The sequence below is a fragment of the Azonexus sp. IMCC34839 genome (assembly GCF_047047955.1).
Taxonomy (GTDB): Bacteria; Pseudomonadota; Gammaproteobacteria; order Burkholderiales; family Rhodocyclaceae; genus Azonexus.
The window spans coordinates 2,578,352-2,599,036 of the sequence record NZ_CP150631.1 but is presented as its reverse complement, the minus strand read 5'-3'; the positions used below and the strand labels follow the sequence as shown (position 1 = coordinate 2,599,036).

The 20,685-nt window shown below is 62.6% G+C and carries 19 protein-coding genes; 14 read left to right on the top strand and 5 right to left on the bottom strand.

The window, feature by feature from the left end; genetic code table 11:
* Positions 1–3 precede the first annotated feature (3 nt).
* Entirely contained in the window at positions 4–900 is an 897-nt protein-coding gene (locus WIF35_RS12600; RefSeq protein WP_412478564.1) for a response regulator, read from the bottom strand.
* 279 nt (positions 901–1,179) lie between these two features.
* Here WIF35_RS12600 and ubiU point away from each other — a divergent pair, with 279 nt between their 5' ends.
* The 3 genes from ubiU to ubiT are packed head-to-tail and all read left to right on the top strand — an operon-like array spanning position 1,180 to position 3,558.
* Entirely contained in the window at positions 1,180–2,187 is a 1,008-nt protein-coding gene (gene ubiU / locus WIF35_RS12595) for a ubiquinone anaerobic biosynthesis protein UbiU (RefSeq protein ID WP_412478563.1), read from the top strand.
* Between the two features lie 10 nt (positions 2,188–2,197).
* Complete coding sequence (locus tag WIF35_RS12590) at positions 2,198–3,100, top strand: U32 family peptidase (RefSeq protein ID WP_412478562.1); 903 nt, start codon at positions 2,198–2,200, stop codon at positions 3,098–3,100.
* A gap of 2 nt (positions 3,101–3,102) precedes the next feature.
* Positions 3,103–3,558, top strand: a complete 456-nt coding sequence (gene ubiT, locus WIF35_RS12585; RefSeq protein ID WP_412478561.1) for a ubiquinone anaerobic biosynthesis accessory factor UbiT — start codon at positions 3,103–3,105, stop codon at positions 3,556–3,558.
* A gap of 11 nt (positions 3,559–3,569) precedes the next feature.
* Here the strand turns inward: ubiT and WIF35_RS12580 are convergent, their stop codons facing one another.
* The 3 genes from WIF35_RS12580 to WIF35_RS12570 form a co-directional block, all read right to left on the bottom strand.
* Positions 3,570–4,823 carry a SpoIIE family protein phosphatase gene (locus tag WIF35_RS12580; RefSeq protein WP_412478560.1) on the bottom strand — a complete coding sequence of 418 codons (1,254 nt, stop codon included), beginning with the start codon at positions 4,821–4,823 and terminating at the stop codon, positions 3,570–3,572.
* 203 nt (positions 4,824–5,026) lie between these two features.
* Positions 5,027–6,859, bottom strand: a complete 1,833-nt coding sequence (locus tag WIF35_RS12575; RefSeq protein ID WP_412478559.1) for a PHA/PHB synthase family protein — start codon at positions 6,857–6,859, stop codon at positions 5,027–5,029.
* A gap of 16 nt (positions 6,860–6,875) precedes the next feature.
* Positions 6,876–7,916, bottom strand: a complete 1,041-nt coding sequence (locus tag WIF35_RS12570; RefSeq protein WP_412478558.1) for an MBL fold metallo-hydrolase — start codon at positions 7,914–7,916, stop codon at positions 6,876–6,878.
* Between the two features lie 100 nt (positions 7,917–8,016).
* Between WIF35_RS12570 and WIF35_RS12565 the strand changes: the two genes are divergently transcribed.
* Positions 8,017–8,409, top strand: a complete 393-nt coding sequence (locus tag WIF35_RS12565; protein ID WP_412478557.1) for a MerR family transcriptional regulator — start codon at positions 8,017–8,019, stop codon at positions 8,407–8,409.
* A 14-nt stretch (positions 8,410–8,423) separates the two neighbouring features.
* Here WIF35_RS12565 and WIF35_RS12560 read toward each other — a convergent pair whose 3' ends face one another.
* Positions 8,424–9,908: a hypothetical protein gene (locus tag WIF35_RS12560; protein WP_412478556.1), complete on the bottom strand. Its 1,485-nt coding sequence runs from the start codon at positions 9,906–9,908 to the stop codon at positions 8,424–8,426.
* A 243-nt stretch (positions 9,909–10,151) separates the two neighbouring features.
* On the opposite strand from WIF35_RS12560, the gene WIF35_RS12555 reads away from it, so the two are divergent.
* From WIF35_RS12555 to WIF35_RS12510, 10 genes are all read left to right on the top strand, one after another.
* Complete coding sequence (locus WIF35_RS12555; RefSeq protein ID WP_412478555.1) at positions 10,152–10,595, top strand: PaaI family thioesterase; 444 nt, start codon at positions 10,152–10,154, stop codon at positions 10,593–10,595.
* Positions 10,596–10,651: 56 nt separating this feature from the next.
* Positions 10,652–11,824, top strand: coding sequence for an isovaleryl-CoA dehydrogenase (locus WIF35_RS12550; RefSeq protein ID WP_412478554.1), 1,173 nt, complete (start codon positions 10,652–10,654; stop codon positions 11,822–11,824).
* 115 nt (positions 11,825–11,939) lie between these two features.
* Positions 11,940–13,097 (top strand): carbonate dehydratase, encoded by a 1,158-nt coding sequence (gene can / locus WIF35_RS12545; protein WP_412478553.1) that lies wholly within the window; start codon positions 11,940–11,942, stop codon positions 13,095–13,097.
* Positions 13,098–13,265: 168 nt separating this feature from the next.
* On the top strand, positions 13,266–14,177 hold the full coding sequence (locus WIF35_RS12540; protein ID WP_412478552.1) for a DMT family transporter: 912 nt from the start codon (positions 13,266–13,268) through the stop codon (positions 14,175–14,177).
* A gap of 133 nt (positions 14,178–14,310) precedes the next feature.
* The gene (locus WIF35_RS12535) at positions 14,311–14,922 is read left to right on the top strand and encodes a 2-hydroxychromene-2-carboxylate isomerase (RefSeq protein ID WP_412478551.1); all 612 of its coding nucleotides are present in this window, start codon (positions 14,311–14,313) and stop codon (positions 14,920–14,922) included.
* Positions 14,923–14,929: 7 nt separating this feature from the next.
* Positions 14,930–15,529 carry a TIGR00730 family Rossman fold protein gene (locus tag WIF35_RS12530; protein WP_412478550.1) on the top strand — a complete coding sequence of 200 codons (600 nt, stop codon included), beginning with the start codon at positions 14,930–14,932 and terminating at the stop codon, positions 15,527–15,529.
* Between the two features lie 56 nt (positions 15,530–15,585).
* On the top strand, positions 15,586–17,193 hold the full coding sequence (locus tag WIF35_RS12525) for a carboxyl transferase domain-containing protein (protein ID WP_412478549.1): 1,608 nt from the start codon (positions 15,586–15,588) through the stop codon (positions 17,191–17,193).
* A gap of 10 nt (positions 17,194–17,203) precedes the next feature.
* Complete coding sequence (locus WIF35_RS12520) at positions 17,204–17,989, top strand: enoyl-CoA hydratase/isomerase family protein (protein WP_412478548.1); 786 nt, start codon at positions 17,204–17,206, stop codon at positions 17,987–17,989.
* 4 nt (positions 17,990–17,993) lie between these two features.
* Entirely contained in the window at positions 17,994–19,994 is a 2,001-nt protein-coding gene (locus tag WIF35_RS12515) for an acetyl/propionyl/methylcrotonyl-CoA carboxylase subunit alpha (RefSeq protein ID WP_412478547.1), read from the top strand.
* 33 nt (positions 19,995–20,027) lie between these two features.
* Entirely contained in the window at positions 20,028–20,675 is a 648-nt protein-coding gene (locus WIF35_RS12510) for a hypothetical protein (protein ID WP_412478546.1), read from the top strand.
* The last annotated feature ends 10 nt before the right edge of the window (positions 20,676–20,685 follow it).

Here is a 20,685-nt window from a genome sequence, read left to right as displayed (position 1 = left end):
CGGTCAAACAGTGGCACGCACCGTGGCCACTACCTGATTGCCCTTGCCACGGTATTCCAGTTCGCTGAAGCTCAGCATCTTGGCCATCGCAATACCGCGCCCGTTCGGGTCGAAGGCCCGCTCCGGATCGAAAGTCAGGTAACGCTGCCAATCAAAGCCGTCGCCCTGGTCGGTAATGGTGAAGACGATCTCGGCGGCATTGCGTTCCACCTTGACGCTCGCGACGCGATGGCAAAACTGTGGCAAAGCCAGACGGCGCTTGATCTCGGCCTCCCAATCGCCTTCCCATTTGAGCAGCGATTTCTCCTGGTAAGTCACGCCGAGATTGCCGTGCTCGACAGCATTGACCATCAGATCGGACAGGCCCGGTGCCGCCACGTCGGGCTGCGGGCAGAGGGCGGCGAGCACCGGCACCAGCGTCGCCACATCTTCCAGCGTGACGAAACGGTACTCGACCGTCGCGATCAGCTTCTGTGCTTCTTCCAGGCGGGCCGCCCGGCTGCGCAATTGGGCACGCCCGCGGCGGTCGTCCAGGGCGGCGCGGACGATGGAGATCAGCGCCTCGGGCTCGTACGGCTTGGTCAGGTAATAGTAAGCGCCAGCTTCCAGGCCCTGGCGCACCTGATCGGGCGACGAGGCAGCGGTCTGCATAATGACCGGAATATCGGCGAAGCGCGGTTCCCGCTTCATGCGACGCAGCAACTCGATACCGTCCAGGCCCGGCATCATGCGGTCGAGGACGACCAGCGAAAAGTTGCTTTCCGGCGACTGCAGGCTGGCCCAGGCCTGAAGAGGATCGCTGTGCAGTTCCAGCTCCAGGTCTTCCTGATCGAGAAACTCCTCGATGATGAACAGGTTCAACTGCTCATCGTCGACTACAAGGACCCGTTCCTTCTCCATGCACTCCGCCCCCGGTTGTTGGTGCCGCCGCGCCGCCGCCGGATGTCGGCGCTCAGCGAGAAAAATTCACCAGAAGTGTAGCATTTCCAAATATTGATAGACGCTTCGTTCAAGCAGAAGGGTATGGTTTTTAGCCAAAATGGGCAGTGCACCGCAGCAGTGAGTTTGTTTTGCGAAAATCCTGCCATTTAGCCAGCACCCAACTCCCCTTTGACCAGGATCAATGGCGAAAAATCAGGGCTGGCTATACTCGCGCGCTTGATGTTTCGGAGGTTTCCAATGCCTTCCCTGCCCGATCTCGTTTGTCCGGCCGGCAGCCTGCCAGCACTCAAGGCTGCCATCGATAACGGTGCCGATGCCGTCTATCTCGGGTTCAAGAACGACACTAACGCCCGCAACTTCGCCGGCCTCAATTTTGACACCAGGACAATGGGCGACGGCGTCCGTTACGCCCATGCCAAGGGCCGTGAAGTGCTGCTCGCCATCAACACCTTCCCGCAGGCCGGGCGTGTCGCTGACTGGCACAACGCAGTCGATGCCGCGGTCGACCTGGGCGTCGATGCGATCATCCTGGCCGACATCGGCCTGCTCGACTACGCCAGCCGCAAGCACCCGCAGCAACGTCTGCACCTGTCGGTGCAGGGCTCAGCCACCAGCTACGAGGCAATCAATTTCTGCCAACGCGAATTCGGCGTCCGCCGTGCCGTGCTACCGCGTGTGCTGACGTTGGCTCAGGTCGAGCACGTGATCAAGAACACCTCGGTCGAAATCGAGGTCTTCGGTTTCGGCAGCCTGTGCGTCATGAACGAGGGCCGCTGCTGGCTCTCCTCCTACGCCTGCGGCGAGTCGCCCAACACCGTCGGCGCCTGTTCGCCGGCCAAATACGTCAAGTGGGACAAGCAGCCTGGCGCCATGGAAACCCGCCTCAACGGCATCCTGATCGACCGCTTCGGCGACGATGAGCCGGCCGGTTATCCGACGCTGTGCAAGGGGCGCTTCGAGGTGCAGGGCGAAACCTATTACGCCCTGGAAGAGCCGACCAGCCTGAACGTGCTCGAAATCCTGCCGGAAATCCTCAAGATCGGCGTGCGCGCCGTCAAGGTCGAGGGTCGCCAGCGCAGCCCGGCCTACGTCACCCAGGTCACCCGCACGCTGCGTGCCGCGCTCGACTCGCTGGCCGCCAGCGACGAACGCTACCACGTCAAACCCGCCTGGCAGGCCGAACTGGCCAAGGTCTCGGAAGGCAGCCAGGCGACGCTCGGCGCCTACAACCGCCCGTGGCGCTGAAGGAACCCGCATGAAACTCTCGCTCGGTCCCCTGCTCTACTTCTGGCCCAAGGCCGAAGTCATGGAGTTCTACGCCGAAATGGCGCAGAACCCGGCACTCGACATCATCTACGTCGGCGAAGTCGTCTGCTCGCGCCGCCAGCAACTGCGTACCGCCGACTGGATCGGCCTGGCCCGTGACCTGACCGATGCCGGCAAGGAAGTCGTCGTCTCGGCCCAGGCCCTGCTCGAATCGGAAAGCGACCTGAAGGCGTTGCGCCGACTGGTCGATGAAGCCGGCTGCAAGCTCGAAGCCAACGATCTTGGCGCGGTGAATCTGGTCCGTGGCCAGGATTTCGTCGCCGGCCCGCACCTGAATATCTACAACGAAGCGACCCTCGCCACCTTCGCCCGCTTCGGCCTGAAACGCTGGGTACCGCCGCTGGAAGCGACCCGCACGCTGGTCGAAACGCTGCATCGCAGCAAGCCGGCCGGCGTCGAGACCGAGCTCTTCGTCTTCGGCAAACTGCCGCTCGCCTTCTCGGCCCGCTGCTTCACCGCCCGCCACTACAACTTGAACAAGGACGACTGCCAGTTCAAATGCCTGGATCACCCGGTCGGCCTGACGCTGAAAACCCGCGAGGGCCAGGAGTTCCTGACCATCAACGGTATCCAGACCATGTCGGCCCAGAGCTACAACCTGCTGCACGAAATGCCGCAGCTGCTCGCCATGGGTATCGACATTGTCCGCCTCAGCCCGCAAGCAGAGCACATGGGCGAGATCATCGCCGCCTTCGACGCCGCCCGCCAGGGCAAACCGGCCCCGGCTGCCAACGCCGCATGGAACACCAGCGGCCTGGTCGACGGGTACTGGTTCGGCGATGCCGGCATCAAGCAACACCACGCCGCAGCACTGGCACAACTCGGAGCATGACCATGAGCGAAGGCTTCACCATTCCCAAGTTCGAACTGCCCAACTTCATCGGTGCCATCGGTCGCAAGCTACCGCAATGGCCGCACGCACTGGCCCTGGTCGGTGGCCTGAATGCCGCGCTGAAGCTCAAGCTGCTGTCGGCCGACGACCTGGAAGCGATCACCGACAAGGTTTTCCAGGTACAGGTCCGCGACACCGGCGGCACCGCCCGCTTCACCTACCGCAACGGCCTGTTCCGCCCACTCTTTCGCAGCGAGGGCGAGGCCGACCTGTCCTTCTCGGCCAACCTGTCGGCTTACCTGCAGCTGCTGAATCGCCAGGAAGACCCGGACACGCTGTTCTTCAAGCGCGAACTGGAAATCACCGGCGACACCGAGCTCGGCCTGCTGGTGAAGAACATGCTCGATGCCATCGAGCTGCCCAAGCTGCCGGTCGGCCTACCCAAGCTGCGCCATTAAGGCGCCAGGTTTCAGACCTCAACGACCTTGGTCGAACACCCGATGACCAACACCGACATATCGTCATGAGCCGCCAGGCCGCTGAGATGCGTGCTTACGGCCAGGCTCAGGCGAGAAACGAGATCTTCCCCTCCCGTCGTCGTGCGAGCCGCATCAAGTAAACGATCCATGCCGAAGTAGGCATTTTCCGGACTCAGGGCTTCAAGAACGCCATCCGAGTAGAGCATGAGGCGACATGCTTCATCCCAGGCGAAGCGTTCGGTACGGGTGCCCATATCCGGAGCACGTGAAATTCCCAGGGGCAAATCCTTTGACTCGAAATTCCGGATCAACTCTCCGGACTGATCGATCAGCAGGGCATCCGGCATTCCCCCAACCCAGATTTCACCTTGCCGGTTTTCCTCGTCAAGCTCAACCATCGTGGCTGCGACAAACCGGCCGGTCGGCAGGGAATTAGACAACAGGAAGTTCACCGACTCGATCAACACGGCCAGCGGCTGCGAGTGCTCCACCAGGCGGTAAAACTCCTGCACCATGGGCAATACGCTGACCGCTGCCGCCAAGCCATGTCCGGTGGCATCCGCCAGAAGCGCATACAGCTTCCCGCTCGGCGCGCGTGCGGCCAGCACCAGATCGCCCGAGAAATTGCTGGCCGGAATAACCGAATACTTGATCCCCGAGGCATCCAACAGATCCGTCCGAATCTGGTGCTCGAGTATCCTGCGCGCCAACTCAGCTTCGCGCTGTTGTTCGTCGTACTGCGCCTTGAGGATACCTGCCTGCTCTGCCACCTTGGTCTGGGCAACATGCTTCTCGGTAACATCGCGCAAGGTTTCAACAACGGCAATCAACTTGCCCTGCTCATCGAAGACCGGCCCGGCATCAACGGCCAAATACAATCGGGTGCCGCGACGCGGCATCCAGCACCAGTTCTCGGCATGGACACCGAAGGTCGGCTGATCCGGTTCATCGTGAACGGAATAGAGGTCGGCGATCTGTTCGTAATACCCATCTGCCACCAGATCGGCCAGACACGGACGTCGAGCCTCGTAGAAAGCCTTCCAGTGATCGCTTGTCCCGACAATCTCCGCTGCCGGAACATGGGTCAGTCGTTCGCAGGCACGATTCCAGATTAATACCCTGTGATCCGCATCGAGCACGAAAGTGGGGACGACAAGGTGTTCCATCAAAGTGATGGCGAATGACAGATGCTGCTCGGGCGCTTCAAGCGCCGAACGAACCTTGTCCACGACTTCCGCTGTCATCTCCCCCCCTTTATGCATATTAGTTTTTCCGCATCATACCCGAATCAACACGGATACCAATAATGACTTAAATAACAGCCATCGATCTAATTCTCGCCATGGGGAATTCCCTGCGTCAGCTACACCTCCCAGCTTGGCCGAACTTCCGCAAAAAAAAACGGGAGACCGAAGTCTCCCGTCTTCATGAAGCCGAATGGACTTGATCAGTCCTTCTTCTGTGCATCCAGGCGGAACTTGACGTAGCTGCCCGGGGCATCCTCAAGGGCCTTCAGTTTGCCGGCGGCCGGATTGCGCGCCTTGACCTTGGCGGAACCGCCGGGCAGGCTGGTCACCCACTCGTGCCAGTGCGTCCACCACGAACCGGCATGCTGGGTGGCGCCGGCCAGGAAGTCCTCCGGGCTTTCCGGCAGATTGCCGTCGGTCGCATCGTTGGTCCAGAAGCCGTACTTGTTGGCTGCCGGCGGATTGACGATGCCGGCGATGTGACCGGAACCGCCAAGCACGAACTTGGTCGGGCCGGACGGCAGGCGGGCACCCATGTAGGTGCTCTTCCACGGTGCAATGTGGTCTTCGATGGTCGAAATGAAGTAGCACGGGGTCTTGACCTTGCGGATGTCGATCTTGACGCCGCCCAGGGTGATGCCGCCCGGATCCTTCAGCTTGTTGGCCAGATACATGTTGCGCAGGTAGAAGCTGTGCATGGCCTTCGGCATGCGCGTCGAATCAGAGTTCCAGTAAAGCAGATCGAACGGGAACGGATCCTTGCCCATCAGGTAGTTGTTCACCACGAAGGACCAGATCAGGTCGTTGGCGCGCAGCATATTGAAGGTGCCGGCCATTTCCGAACCTTCCAGGAAGCCGCGCTTTTCCATCTTCTTCTCGAGGCCCTCGATGGTGCCTTCGTCGAGGAAGACGGACAGTTCGCCCGGCTCGGAGAAATCGAGCATGGTGGTGAAGAAGGTGGCGGAATTGGCGCGCTTGTCCTTCTTGGCGGCCATGTAGGCCAGCGTCGACATGGTCAGCGTGCCGCCGATGCAGTAGGCCGCCAGATTGACCGAATCCTCGCCGGTTTGCTCGCAAACCTGGGTGATGGCTTCGAGCGTACCCTTCAGCATGTAGTCTTCGAAGCTGACTTCGGCCATCTTCTCATCCGGGTTGACCCAGGAAATGATGAAGGTGGTGTGACCTTGGTCGGTGGCCCACTTGACCAGGGAGTTCTTGTCGCGCAGATCGAGGATGTAGTACTTGTTGATCCACGGCGGCACGATCAGGAAGGGCTTCTTGTACTGTTCGGTCGTACCGGGGTTGTACTGGATCAACTGGAACAGTTCGTTCTGGTAGACCACCTTGCCCGGCGTCGTCGCGACGTTCTTGCCCATCTCGAAGGCCGAGGTGTCGGTCATGCGGATGCGCAACTGACCGTCGTCGGTCATGTCGTTGAGTAAATTGTTCAGACCCTTGATCAGGTTCTGGCCGTGGCTCTTGACCGTTTCACGGAAGACTTCCGGGTTGGTCAGCGCAAAGTTCGACGGCGACAGGGCGTCGATGTACTGGCGGGTGAAGAAATTGACCTTCTGCTGGGTGGACTCGTCCAGGCCCTCGGTACCGGCCACGGTGTCGTGGATGTGGCGAGCGGCGATCAGGTAGGACTGCTTGACGAAGTCGAACAGGAAATGCTGCTCCCAGTCCTCGTCCTTGAAGCGCTTGTCGCCCTTCTGCGGCGCGGCGACCGGTGCGGCGCCCGGCATGCCCATCATCTTCATCATGGAACCCTGCCACAGCGAGAAGTAGTCCCACATCATGTTCATCTGGGCCTGGGCCAGCTTGTACGGATTGGCCATCAGGCGGGCCGACAGATCCATGAAGGCGCGAGCCACACCCATTTCGTCACTCGGTGCCTCGACCCCTTCCTTGGCCTTCTTTTCCATGAACTGGGTGATGATGCGCGAGGCACGCTGTGCGACCTCGGCATAGGTCTTGGCCATTTCGGCCGGGTTGGGCAGGTTAACGCCCTGGTCTTCGGTTTGCTGCGACATACTCAAACTCCCTCTGTCAGTGCGCGGCGGGTCGGTGCTGCAACCGCGAAAAACGAATCACCCCGTCGGTGCCAACGCTGCGTGACAACCGACCAGCTTGTTCAAGGTAGTTCAGATGGGCAATCGCCTCCCCCATCGCGAACATGGTTTGGTGTGTATCCAGTTGCCGGTTGAACAGGACTTCGAGCAACTCGGCTGCGCTCTGTGGCGCTTGTTCACAGCTATTCTCCAATGCATGCAATCGTTCTTCGTGGTGCGCATGCAAATCCGCGACGCGCGGCTGCACTCCGATAAAGGGCAGACCATGCGAGGGCAGTACCAGGGTCTTTTCCGGAATCGCCACCGCCAACTCGTCGAGCGAGTCGAGATACCAGCGCAGAGCATCGGCCTCGGGGGTCGCAGCAAAAACGCTGATGTTGGTGGAAATTCTCGGCAAAAGCATGTCTCCGGAAATTAACACGCCGGCTTCTGCACAGTAAAGCGCCATATGCTCGGGTGCATGACCGTGGCCGATCATGACCTGCCACGAACGCCCGTCGATGCTCAGTGCATCGCCCGCCTTCACCCGTTGGTAATGCTCAGGCAATGCAGGAACCGCCTTGCGATAGCCGGAGCCACGCTTCTCGAACTTGGCCAGATGTTCGGCGTCCAGGCCATGCTGGCGGAACTGCTCGACCATGAAGCGGGCGCCATGGCCGCCGACCTCGTTCCAAACCACGTGAGCCGTCAGGAATTCGCCAGTAGTCATCCACAGCGGTGCACCAGTTTTTTCCATCAGCCAGGTCGCCAGCCCGAGGTGATCGGGATGGAAGTGGGTCACGATCAGGCGCGTGACCGGGCCATCGAGCCGCTCGATGATCTGCGACCAGAGTTCGCGCACGCCGTCATCGGGGAAACCGGTGTCGACAATGCACCAGCCGGCGCCGTCGCGCAGCAGCCAGAGATTGATATGGTCGAGCTGAAACGGCAGCGGCATGCGCAGCCAGAAAATACCGGGCGCAACCTCGTTCAGCTCGCCGGGCGAGGGATGTTGGGGGAAGGGGTAATGCAGGGACATGTTGATTATCACTTTTCTAAGTTTGCAACTTACCATACGGCGACGGATTGAAAAAACCCCCCGCATCTGCTTAACTTCGTCGCACCTTGAGGAGACGACATTGAGCCAGACGGCTGCGACCTTCGCCATTTCCGATCTCGCCCGCGAATTCGGTATCACCCCACGCACCATCCGCTTCTGGGAAGACCAGGGCATCCTGGCACCGCAACGCGAGGGGACCAAGCGGATATTCACCCGCCGCGACCGCGCCCGGCTGAAGATGGCCCTGCGCGGCAAGCGGCTCGGTCTGAGCCTGGCCGAGATCAAGGACCTGATCGGCATGTACAGCTCGACCGAGGACGAAACGCCGCAGTTGCTCGAATGTCTGCGCGTCATGGAAAAACGACGCACCGCCCTGCAGCAGCAGCGCGAGGATATCGAGACCATGCTGGCTGAAATCGCGCAATTCCAGGCGCTCTGCCAGCAGGAACTGGCCCGCCGCGGCGCCGCCTGAGTCTTTCTCCAACGTTAATTCTGGTCCCGGTGGGAGATTTCCACTACCCGCGCCCTCTGCGCGATTTGCTCGACCAGTGCCATGGCGCGCAAGCGGTTGGCCGGATCGAGGTTGGCATCCCATTCATCAAGCAAATAGATCGGTGCTGCGGTGCACCGGGCAATTTCGGCCAAAATTGCCAATTGGCGTTCGCCTGACGAGTAACCCGATTTCTCCCGTGCCGCTTCTTCGGCGCTGATTTCCTCGGGCTCTTCCGCCTCGTCGTCCGGATCCTCGACGCCGGCCGGCTCCGCTGCCGCCAGTTCGGTATTGAAACGGTAGTTCATCCGGTCGTGTGCCGGCAGGTAATACGCCTGCCCGCGGAACTGGCATTTCAGTGCGGTCAGCAAACTGGATTTTCCTGCGCCGTTGTCGCCACGCACGGCAACGATGCCTGTCGGCTGCGCCAGCACCGCCTGCACGGCATCGGCCAATGAGGCACAGACGATGGCCCCTGCTTCGCTACGCAGACTCAGGCGACCGAATCCGACCCGTTCCTCCGGCTGCCCGCTCGGCTGCGGCCGCATGTGCTCGCACACGCCCTTGATCCTCGTCCAGATGGCTAACAGGTCAGTCATGCCGGCGGTCAGTTGATGCATGTCGAGGGTCATTTCGATCTGGCGCGGCATCGTGGCGGCCAGGGCGATCAGCAAGGCGGTATCGCCCGCACCCTGTACCGCGACCCAGGCGGTAGCAACGAGTACGATGACCAGGGCGATGACGCCGCTCAACGCGCTCCAACCTTCGCGCGCCATGATGGCCCGTACCTGGGCAGTCAGCGCCGTGCCCAGGCGCTGACGGAAGTCGGCATGCCACAGGCCGAAGTTGTAACGGTTGCCGGCGAAGATGTTGTCCCAGGCGTTATAGGTCCGCGCCATCATCCGGTTGGTCATGCGCTGGTTGTGCATGTAGGCGGCGGCCAGCGGTTTGCGCAAGCCCCACTGGAGACCGACCAGCAACGCGAAGGCGAATGCGTAGGCGAGCGGCAGGCCGGCATCGATTTCCAGCCCGAACACCAGGGCGTTGAACACCAGGTTGAAGAACAGCCGCGAATAGAACTGCAGGTCGTACATCAGATCGAAGCAGACCCGGAACGTCTCGTTGGTCAGGAAAGGCTCGGTCCGCTCGCGGGCTTCGTTGTCGGCCAGCAAGGCCGTGTCAAAGCGATTGAGGCGAGCGAAGTTCAGCAGGTATTTGCCGAAGGCGGCAAAGCCGGCCCGCTCGGCGTAGATCCAGCTCACCGCGCCGGCCACGTAGGACAGGGTCTGGGTAAGAACGATCCAGACGAAATCGCTCGCCGCGACTTGTCCGCCGGTAATGTCGCGGGCCAGGTGGATGACCAGCCAGGTCGTGGCAGCAGCGAACAACTCCTGCAGCACGACGAGGCCGAGCATGGCCAGGAAGGCGGCACCGACGAGGAAGCGCAGGAAATCCCTACGCGTAAAGGCTGCTTGGCTCATGAGGAAGAACAAAATAAAAAAGCAGACTCACGCCTGCTTTTTTCGTATTCGGTTGGGTTGATGATTACTTCTTTTTCTTGCGCTTGGCCATTTTATTTCTCCCCTAAGGCGTTGAAGAAGTGCGGCAGGACACCGCCAGCGCAGTCTATTCCAGAAGCCTGACCATAAATTGACAAGCGATGCCAGAAAACTCTCGGCCGCCACATGTTGACGTTAACGTAAACGTCAATACAATCACACTTCATGAATCGCATTTCCGACCCCCACTTCGCCGAACGCGTCCGCACCAGCTTCGCCAAGCAGCAGGCCATGGACTTGATTCGCGCCACGCTGCCCGTCGTCGAGCATGGCCGGACCGAGATCCATCTGCCGCACTGGCCGGGTGTCGAGCAACAGCACGGTTTCGTGCATGGCGGCGTGGTCGGCATGATTGCCGATTCGGCAGCCGGCTACGCGGCCATGACCATGGTGCCGGCCAGCGCGTCGGTGCTGACCGTCGAATACAAGATGAATCTGGTCGCCCCGGCCGATGGCGAGATGTTGATCGCCCGCGGCCAGGTGGTCCGGCCAGGCCGTACCTTGATCGTTACCCAGGGCGAAGTCTTCGCCATCAAGGACGGCAAGGAAACGCTGTGCGCCCTGATGCAGCAAACGATCATGGTGATGCACGGCAAGGAAGAAAAATAAGGGCGCACCCCGACCCGAATAGAGAACCCTCAATTAAAAAACACGGAGACAAACCCATGAACATTCCCAGCCTCGACTTCGGCCTCGGCGAAGACATCAACATGCTGCGCGACGCGGTGAAATCGTTCGCCGACGCCGAAATCGCCCCGCGCGCTGCCGAGATCGACCGCGTTAACGAATTCCCGGCCGACCTGTGGAAGAAATTCGGCGACATGGGCCTGCTCGGCATGACCGCCGGCGAGGAATACGGCGGCACCAACATGGGCTACCTCGCCCACATCGTCGCGTTGGAGGAAATCTCGCGCGCCTCGGCGTCGGTCGGCCTCTCCTACGGTGCACACTCGAATTTGTGTGTAAACCAGATTCGCCGCAACGGCACGGAAGCCCAGAAGCAGAAGTACCTGCCCAAGCTGATTTCCGGCGAACACGTCGGTGCACTGGCCATGTCTGAGCCGAATGCCGGCTCCGACGTGGTGTCGATGAAGCTGCGCGCCGACAAGAAGGGCGACCGCTACGTGCTCAATGGTTCGAAGATGTGGATCACCAACGGCGGCGATGCCGACACGCTGGTCGTCTATGCCAAGACCGATCCAGAAGCCGGCGCCAAGGGCATGACCGCCTTCATCGTCGAAAAGGGCTTCAAGGGCTTCACCCACGGTACTCACCTCGACAAGCTGGGCATGCGCGGCTCCAACACCTTCCCGCTGTTCTTCGACGACTGCGAGATTCCCGAGGAAAACGTGCTGGGCGGCGTCGGCAACGGCACCAAGGTACTGATGTCCGGTCTCGACTACGAGCGCGCCGTGCTGTGCGGCGGCCCGCTCGGCATCATGGCCGCCTGCATGGACGTCGTCGTGCCCTATCTGCACGAGCGCAAGCAGTTCGGTCAGGCCATCGGCGAGTTCCAGCTAATGCAGGGCAAGGTCGCCGACATGTACTCGACCTGGCAGGCCACCCGCGCCTACGTCTACGCCGTCGGCCGCGCCTGCGACAGCGCCGACCATTCCCGCACGCTGCGCAAGGATGCCGCCGGCGCCATCCTCTACTCCGCCGAAAAGGCGACCTGGATGGCCGGCGAGGCAATCCAGACGCTGGGCGGCGTTGGCTATACCAACGAATACCCGACCGGCCGCTTGTGGCGCGATGCCAAGCTTTACGAAATCGGGGCGGGCACGTCGGAAATTCGCCGCATGCTGATCGGTCGCGAACTGATGGCGGAGACGCGCTGAGATGATGCGCCGCAGCATGGGTAAAATGACGGTCTGCCGTCTTCACGATACGGCTCCCGAATAGAACGCTCCTGCCGGTACTCCGGACAGGAGTACCGCTAAGGAGTTTCACAGCATGAACGTCACGCTACGCACCCTCACCGCCACCGATACCGAAGCCCTGGAGCAGGTTCGCCAGTACTTCCGCAATTACGCGGGCTGGCTCGGCGTCGACCTGTCGTACCAGAACTTCGACCAGGAAATGGCCTCCCTGCCCGGCGCCTACGCAGCGCCGCAGGGCCGGCTGTTCTTCGCCGAAGTCGATGGGCGCCCGGCCGGCTGCGTCGGCGTGCGCCCGCTGCCGGACAGTGACGGTGTCTGCGAGATGAAGCGCCTCTACGTGACGCCGGAAGAACGTGGACACGGTGTCGGTGCCACCCTGGCACTGGCGGCAATCAAGGCCGCCAAGGAAATCGGCTACCGCAAGCTGATGCTCGACACGCTGCCCAACATGCGCATGGCGGTGAAGCTCTACCGTGAGCTGGGCTTCACCGAAGCGCCGAACTACTACCAGACGCCGGTTGAAGGCACCATGTTCATGGCGCTGGACCTCGACAACTGGTCGGAAGAAGAAGTGCGCAACGAAAACCTGTCGCACCTCTTCGACTTCAACCGCGCCTGGGCACGCCAGATGCAGGAGGTCGATCCGACCTACTTCGACCGCCTGGCCAAGCTGCAGACGCCGGAATTCCTGTGGATCGGCTGCTCCGACTCGCGCGTGCCGGCCAACCAGATCGTCGGCCTGTTGCCGGGCGAGGTCTTCGTCCATCGCAACGTCGCCAACCTCGTACTGCACACCGACATGAACTGCTTGTCGGTCATCCAGTACGCCGTCGATGTGCTCAAGGTGAAGCACATCATGGTCGTCGGCCACTACGGCTGCGGCGGTGTGCAGGCCGCGCTGCACAAGACACGGGTCGGCATCGTCGATTTCTGGCTGCACAACGTGCAGGAAGTGCACACCAAGCATGCGGCCATGGTCGACAACCTGCCCGAATCCGAACGCCATGACCGCCTGTGCGAGCTGAATGTGCTCGAACAGGTGACCAACCTGTGCCATACCCCAGTCGTCAAGGACGCCTGGAAACGCGGCCAGAAGCTGACCATCCACGGCTGGGTCTACGGCCTCAAGGATGGCCTGGTGCACGACCTCGGCATCACCGTGGACTGCCCGGAAGATTTGACCACCCGCTACGACGCCGCCCTCAAGGCGCTGGAGTGTCGGGATTGCTGAATGCCTGACCAGTAACCGAACAGGAGAACCCTCATGTCTGCCCCGACCCTTATTGTTTCCGCCACCAGCACAGCTGTTGGGTCGCTCCCAAACGGATTCTCCTTGCTGACTAACGCCGCCCCCATCGCTCACTGCGCAGCTGCCCTCCTCGCTGCGGAACGGCCGTAATTGTCCGAAGCCCGTTCGCTCACTTACGGCAAACTCGTCGCAGCCATGGCCATGTGGGGAGGCACCTGGATCGCCGGGCGCATCATCGCGCAGGAACTCAGCGCACCGCTGGCCATTGCCTCGCTCCGTTTCGTCATCGCCGGACTGGCGCTGGCCATGGTCGCACTCATCACCGAGGGCGCCGTCCCGATGCCGCCTTCCGGCCGCGCCTGGGCGGCGATCTGGGGTCTGGGCTTCTTCGGCATCTTCCTCTATGGCCTGTGCTTCTTCTTCGGCCTGCAACGCATCCCGGCCGGGCGTGGCGCGCTGGTCGTCGCGCTCAATCCGGTGGTCATCGTCATTACCGCCTGGCTGCTCGGCCAGGAACGCATGAATGCGCGCAAGGCGATCGGCAGCACCATCGCGCTGGCCGGCTGCCTGACCGTGATCGGCAACGGCGACCCTTTCGCCCTGCTGCACGGCACCGTTGGCCTTGGCGAATGGCTGATCGTCGGCTGCGTCATGACGTGGACGGCCTACACCTTCATCGGCCGGCGGGCGACGCAACTGCTCTCGCCGCTGGCCACGACGCTGCACGCCAGCCTGGCCGGCGCGCTGCTGCTCGGCATTGCGGCCTTCATTCAGGGTGGCATCGACCCGACCGCCTGGTCATGGCGCGTCTGGGCCAGCATGCTCTTCCTCGCCCTGTTCGGCACGGCCATCGCCTACACCTGGTTCACCGACGCGGTACATAAGCTCGGGGCCGGCCACGCTTCGGTATTCATCAACCTGGTGCCGGTCTTCGCCGTGCTGCAGGCCGCCGTCCTGCTCGACGAACGCCTTGGCCTGCCGGTGCTCTTCGGCGGCCTGCTGGTCATCGCCGGCGTCTGGCTGACCACCCTGCAAAAACCTTCTCTGGAGATGCGGAAATGATCCTGAGCCAAAAATTCACGACCATCCGCGCTTCGCAGCCCGCCAACACCACCGAATGACGACTGCTGCGGTGCACCGGCAAAAAAGGCAAAAAAACCGACCGGCCCCGCAGACGATAACGAGGAGACAAACCATGACCGACGCCGCCCCCATCGACTTCTGGTTCGATTTTTCCAGCCCATACAGCTACCTGCTGAGCGAGAAGATCGACGAACTCGCCGCCCGTCACGGACGCAAGGTGCGCTGGCATCCGATCCTGCTCGGCATCGTCTTCAAGGCCACCGGCAGCGCGCCGCTGACCCTGCAATTCCCGCCCAAGGCCGAATACTCGACGCTCGACTTCGCACGTTCGGCCCGCTTCATGGGCCTGCCTTACCGCCACCCGGACAAGTTCCCGCTCGCCACGCAGAGCGCCGCCCGTGCCTACTACTGGTTGCACGGCCGCGACTGCGCGCTGGCCCGCCGCTTCGCCCACGCCGTCTTCCGCGCGCTGTTCGTCGACAACCGCGACGTGTCCGCCCCGGAAACCGTGCTCGAACTGGCCGCCGGCCTCGGCGTTGACCGCGCCGAACTCGAAACCGGCCTGCAAAGCCAGGAAATGAAGGACCGCCTGAAGCAGGAAGTCGATACCGCGTTAAGCCTCGGCGTCTTCGGTGCCCCCTACGTGGTCATCGACGGCCAGCCCTTCTTCGGTGCCGACCGCCTGCCGCAGATCGAGCGCTGGCTGGAAACCGGAGGCTTCTGAGAAAACCATGAAACGAATCTGCGTCTTCTGCGGCTCGAATGCCGGCACCAACCCGATCTACCGGGAAGCGGCCGAGCGAGTCGGCCGCCTGCTCGCCGAACGCGGCATCGAACTGGTCTACGGCGCCGGCAACATCGGGCTGATGGGCGCGGTGGCCGATGCCTGCCTGGAAGCCGGCGGCACCGTCATCGGCGTCATCCCGGAAGCGCTGATGGGCAAGGAAGTGGCTGGCCGCGCCGTCGATCACCGGGCGCTGACCCGCATCGAGGTGGTCGATTCGATGCACACGCGCAAGGCGCGCATGGCCGAGCTGTCCGACGGCTTCATTGCCCTGCCCGGCGGCTTCGGCACCTTCGAGGAGTTCTGCGAAATCCTGACCTGGGGCCAGCTCGGTTTCCATACCAAGCCGATGGGCCTGCTCAACGTCAATGGTTTCTACGACCCGCTGCTGGCCATGTTCGACCGCGCCGTGACCGACGGCTTCCTTCGCGCGCAGAACCGGGCGATGGCGCTGGCCGACACCGAGATCGAAAGCCTGCTGGCGCAGATGGAGGCCTACCAGGCCGAGCCGGTCAGCAAGTGGCTGAAAGAGGAAAAACAGTTGTAGCGCTATTTATTCACCCGATTTTTCAGGCAACGCACACAGAAAAGAAGCGAGGAGACATGACCATCCTGAAATCCCAACTCAACCCGCGCGGCGCGGACTTCCAGGCCAACGCATCGGCCATGCGCACGCTGGTCGACGACCTGCACGAGAAGGTCGAGAAGATCGCCCTCGGCGGCCCGGAAGCGGCGCGCCAGAAACACCTGGCCCGCGGCAAGCTGCTGCCGCGCGAGCGGGTCAACGGCCTGCTCGACCCCGGCACGCCCTTCCTCGAAATCGGCCAGTTCGCCGCCTACGGCATGTATGGCGGCGACGTGCCGGCCGCTTCGGTCATCGCCGGCATCGGCCGCGTCCATGGTGTCGAATGCATGGTGGTGGCCAACGACGCCACCGTTAAGGGCGGCACCTACTACCCGCTGACCGTCAAGAAACACCTGCGCGCCCAGGAAATCGCGCTGGAAAACCGCTTGCCCTGCGTTTATCTCGTCGATTCCGGCGGCGCCTTCCTGCCCATGCAGGACGAGGTTTTCCCGGACAAGGAGCACTTCGGCCGCATCTTCTTCAACCAGGCCAACCTGTCGGCCAAGGGCATCCCGCAGATCGCTGCGGTGATGGGCTCGTGCACGGCGGGCGGCGCTTATGTGCCGGCGATGTGCGATGAGTCGATCATCGTCAAGAACCAGGGCACCATCTTCCTCGGCGGCCCGCCGCTGGTGAAGGCAGCGACCGGTGAAGTCGTCTCGGCCGAAGACCTCGGTGGGGCCGACGTGCATACGCGCATCTCGGGCGTCGCCGACCATCTCGCCGAAAACGATGCCCACGCGCTGGCCATCGCCCGCCGCATCGTCAAGGACCTGAACTGGCAGAAACAGCCGCCGGTCAGCCTGACTGCACCGGCCGAACCACTCTACGCCGCCGAAGAACTCTATGGCGTGATCCCGACCGATTCGAAAAAACCCTTCGACGTGCGCGAAATCATTGCCCGCCTGGTCGACGGCTCCGATTTCGACGAATTCAAGGCGCGCTACGGCAACACGCTGGTCTGCGGCTTCGCCCGCATCTACGGCTATCCGGTCGGTATCGTCGCCAATAACGGCATCTTGTTCAGCGAATCGGCGCAAAAAGGCGCGCATTTCATTGAACTGTGCGCCCAGCGCGGCATTCCGCTCGTTTTCCTGCAGAACATCACCGGCTTCATGGTCGGCAAGAAGTACGAAAACGGCGGCATCGCCCGCGACGGGGCCAAGATGGTCACCGCCGTCGCCACCGCCAAGGTACCGAAATTCACCGTGGTCATTGGCGGCAGCTTCGGCGCCGGCAACTACGGCATGTGCGGCCGTGCCTACTCGCCGCGCTTCCTGTGGATGTGGCCGAACTCGCGCATCTCGGTGATGGGCGGCGAACAGGCCGCCGGCGTACTGGCCACGGTCAAGCGCGACGGCCTGGAGGCCTCCGGCAAGACCTGGTCGGCCGAAGAAGAAGCCGCCTTCAAGGCACCGATCCGCGAGCAATACGAAACCCAGGGCCACCCCTACTACGCCTCGGCCCGCCTGTGGGACGACGGCATCATCGATCCGGCCGACACCCGCCGCGTACTCGGCCTCGGCCTGTCGGCCGCGATGAATGCCCCGGCCGAAGAAACCAAGTTCGGCGTCTTCCGGATGTAAGGAGCAGACCATGTTTACCGCCCTCGAAATTGAACTGAACGGCCCGGTCGCGACGATCTGGATGAACCGCCCGGACCTGCACAATGCCTTCGACGAAACCCTGATCGCCGAACTCACTGCCGCCTGCGTCGCCCTTGACGACGATGCGGACGTACGCGTCGTCGTCCTCGCCGGTCGCGGCAAGAGCTTCTCGGCCGGCGCCGACCTCAACTGGATGAAGCGCGCCGCCAACAACGGCATCGACGACAATCTGAACGACGCCCGCGCCCTGGCCCGTATGCTGCGCACCCTGGCCGAGATGAAGAAGCCGACCATCGCCCGCGTGCAAGGCGCGGCGCTCGGCGGCGGCATGGGCCTGGCTTCGGCCTGCGACGTTGCAGTCGCCTCGACCAAGGCGGTGTTCGCCACCTCCGAGGTCAAGTTCGGCATCATTCCCTCGGCCATCTCGCCCTACGTGCTGCGCGCCATCGGCGCCCGCCAGGCCACCCGCTATTTCCAGAGCGCCGAACGCATCGACGCCGCCCGCGCCCGCGAAATCGGCTTGGTGCACGAGGCGGTCGAACCCGAACAACTCGACGCCAAGGTTCAGGAAATCGTCACCGCCCTGCTGCAAGGCGGCCCCTGCGCCCAAGCTGCCGCCAAGGATTTGATCCGCGTGGTAGACGGCCAGCAGGTCAACGAAACCCTGGTCGAAGAGACGGCCCACCGTATCGCCCACCTGCGCGCGACACCGGAAGCCCGCGAAGGCATTGGCGCTTTCCTCGACAAACGACAGCCCAGCTGGATGGGGGAATAAATACATGTTCACCAAGATCCTGATTGCAAACCGCGGAGAAATCGCCTGCCGCGTTATCAAGACGGCCCGCCGCATGGGCATTCGTACCGTCGCCGTCTATTCCGAAGCCGATGCCAACGCCCGCCATGTTCGCCTGGCCGACGAGGCCGTGCTGCTCGGCCCGGCGGCGGCGCGCGAGTCCTATCTGGTCGCCGACAAGATCATCGAAGCCTGCAAGCGCACCGGCGCGCAAGCGGTACATCCGGGCTATGGTTTTCTGTCCGAGAATGAGGAATTCGCCGAAGCGCTGAGCCAGGCCGGCCTCGTCTTCATCGGCCCGCCGGCTTCGGCCATCCGCGCCATGGGTTCGAAGTCGGAAGCCAAGAAGCTGATGGGCACGGCCAACGTGCCGCTGACGCCGGGCTACCACGGCGACGACCAGCGCCCGACGCTGCTCCATGAAGAAGCCGAGAAGATCGGCTACCCGGTGCTGATCAAGGCAGCGGCTGGCGGTGGCGGCAAGGGCATGCGCCTGGTCGAGCGTTCCGAGGACTTCCCGGATGCGCTGGCTTCCTGCAAGCGCGAGGCGCTGTCCAGCTTCGGCGACGACCACGTGCTGATCGAGAAATACATCACCAAGCCGCGCCACATCGAAATCCAGGTGTTCGCCGACAAGCTCGGCAACTGCGTTTACCTGTTCGAGCGCGACTGCTCGGTGCAGCGCCGCCACCAGAAGGTGCTGGAAGAAGCGCCGGCCCCGGGCATGAGCGAGGAACGCCGCCGCCAGATGGGCGAAGCGGCTGTCGCCGCGGCCAAGGCCGTCGGTTACGTCGGTGCCGGCACGGTCGAGTTCATCGCCAACCAGGACGGCACCTTCTACTTCATGGAGATGAACACCCGCCTGCAGGTCGAACATCCGGTCACCGAAATGATCACCGGGCAAGACTTGGTCGAATGGCAATTGCGCGTGGCTGCCGGCCAGCCGCTGCCGCTCAAGCAGGAACAACTGGAAATCCGCGGCCATGCGCTGGAAGCGCGCATCTACGCTGAAGATGCCAACAAGGGCTTCCTGCCCGCCACCGGCCAGCTGATCCGCCTGCTGCCGCCGGCCGAATCGATCAACGTGCGCGTCGATACCGGCGTCGAGGAAGGCGACGAGATCACGCCTTACTATGACCCGATGATCGCCAAGTTGATCGTCTGGGACGAAACGCGCGACGGCGCGCTGGCCCGCATGCGCAAGGCGCTGGCCGACTATCAGGTCGCCGGGCTGACCACCAACATCGACTTCCTGTCCCGTCTCGTCGCCTGCCCGGCCTTCGCCGGCGCCGACCTCGACACCGGCCTGATCGAACGGCAAAAGGATTTCCTCTTCCCCGCCGCCCAGCCGGTACCGCGCGACGCGTTGCTCGTCGCCACGGTTGGCGAACTGCTGTGGGAACAGCACGAGGCCAAGCAGGCCGCCAAGCAGAGCGGCGATCCGTTCTCGCCCTGGCACGCCCGCGACGGCTGGCGCATGAACCTGTCTGCGGCGCGCACCATCAGCTTCAAGGATGGCGAAACGCTGGTCGATGTGCAGGTCAGCTACGGTCGCGACAGCTGGAAAATTACCCTGAATGGCGAGTGCACCGCAGCACGCGGCAAGAAGCTCGACGGTGACCGCTTTGCCGTCGAACTCGACGACCGCCGGCTGATCGCCTCGGTGGTGGCGGTGGACGACAAGCGCAGCATCTTCCTGCAGGGCAGCACCTACACGCTGCTGCGTGACGATCCGCTGCACCGCGTCGACGCCGGCGACAGCCACGGCGGCGGCCTGACTGCGCCAATGCCCGGCAAGGTCGTCGCCCTGCTCGCCCAACCCGGCCAGAAGGTGGAGAAAGGCACACCGCTGCTGATCCTCGAAGCCATGAAGATGGAGCACACCATCACCGCCCCCGCGGCCGGCACGCTGAAAGCCTTCTGCTACGCGGCCGGCGAGCAGGTCAGCGACGGCGCGGCGCTGGTCGAGTTCGAGAACGAGGCATAATGACCCGATCATTCACCTGATCGTTTGCCCGGTATGAACTCACTGCGCAGAAAACTGCTCTTCGCCGGCGGCATGGCGGCCATTCCGCTGTCGATGGGCTGCATCACCGCGAGCGTCATGTCTGGCGGCAGCAATTACGACAACTACAGCGAAAAGGTCAGTTCCGTATTGTTGTCCGCCGACGGCAAGACGCTCGCCGTTATCGGCAAGGAGTTCCATTACCTGTTCGATGCGCCGGAGCCGCTCAAAGCCGTGCTGCAACCGGAGCTGCGCGGCATCGTCGATGCCAGTTTCAATAGCTTCAAGGTCGAGGGAAACCAGCGCATTGCGGGGACCTATTTCCTCCGTATCGGCAAGAACGCCAGCGCCGAGCAGAAGGAAAAGGCCCTCGCGGCCGGCTTCAAGGCCTCGCCGAGCGGCGAATTGCACTTCAACGGCAGCTTGAGCGGCACGCGCTACGCTGCCAACGGCATCGAGGCGACGGCCGCCTCGCAGAAGCTGAACAAGGAATACACGATCACCGTGATGGTGGAAAAGTCCGCCGGCTCCAAGGCGGCCTCGACCACCGGCAAGATCTTGCTGACGCCGATCACCTTGGCGGCCGATGGCGTTTTGATCATTGCGGCCGTTCCCCTGTTGCTGATCCTGATGATCGGCAGCGCCGCTTCCTCACGCAATTAACCTCCCATCC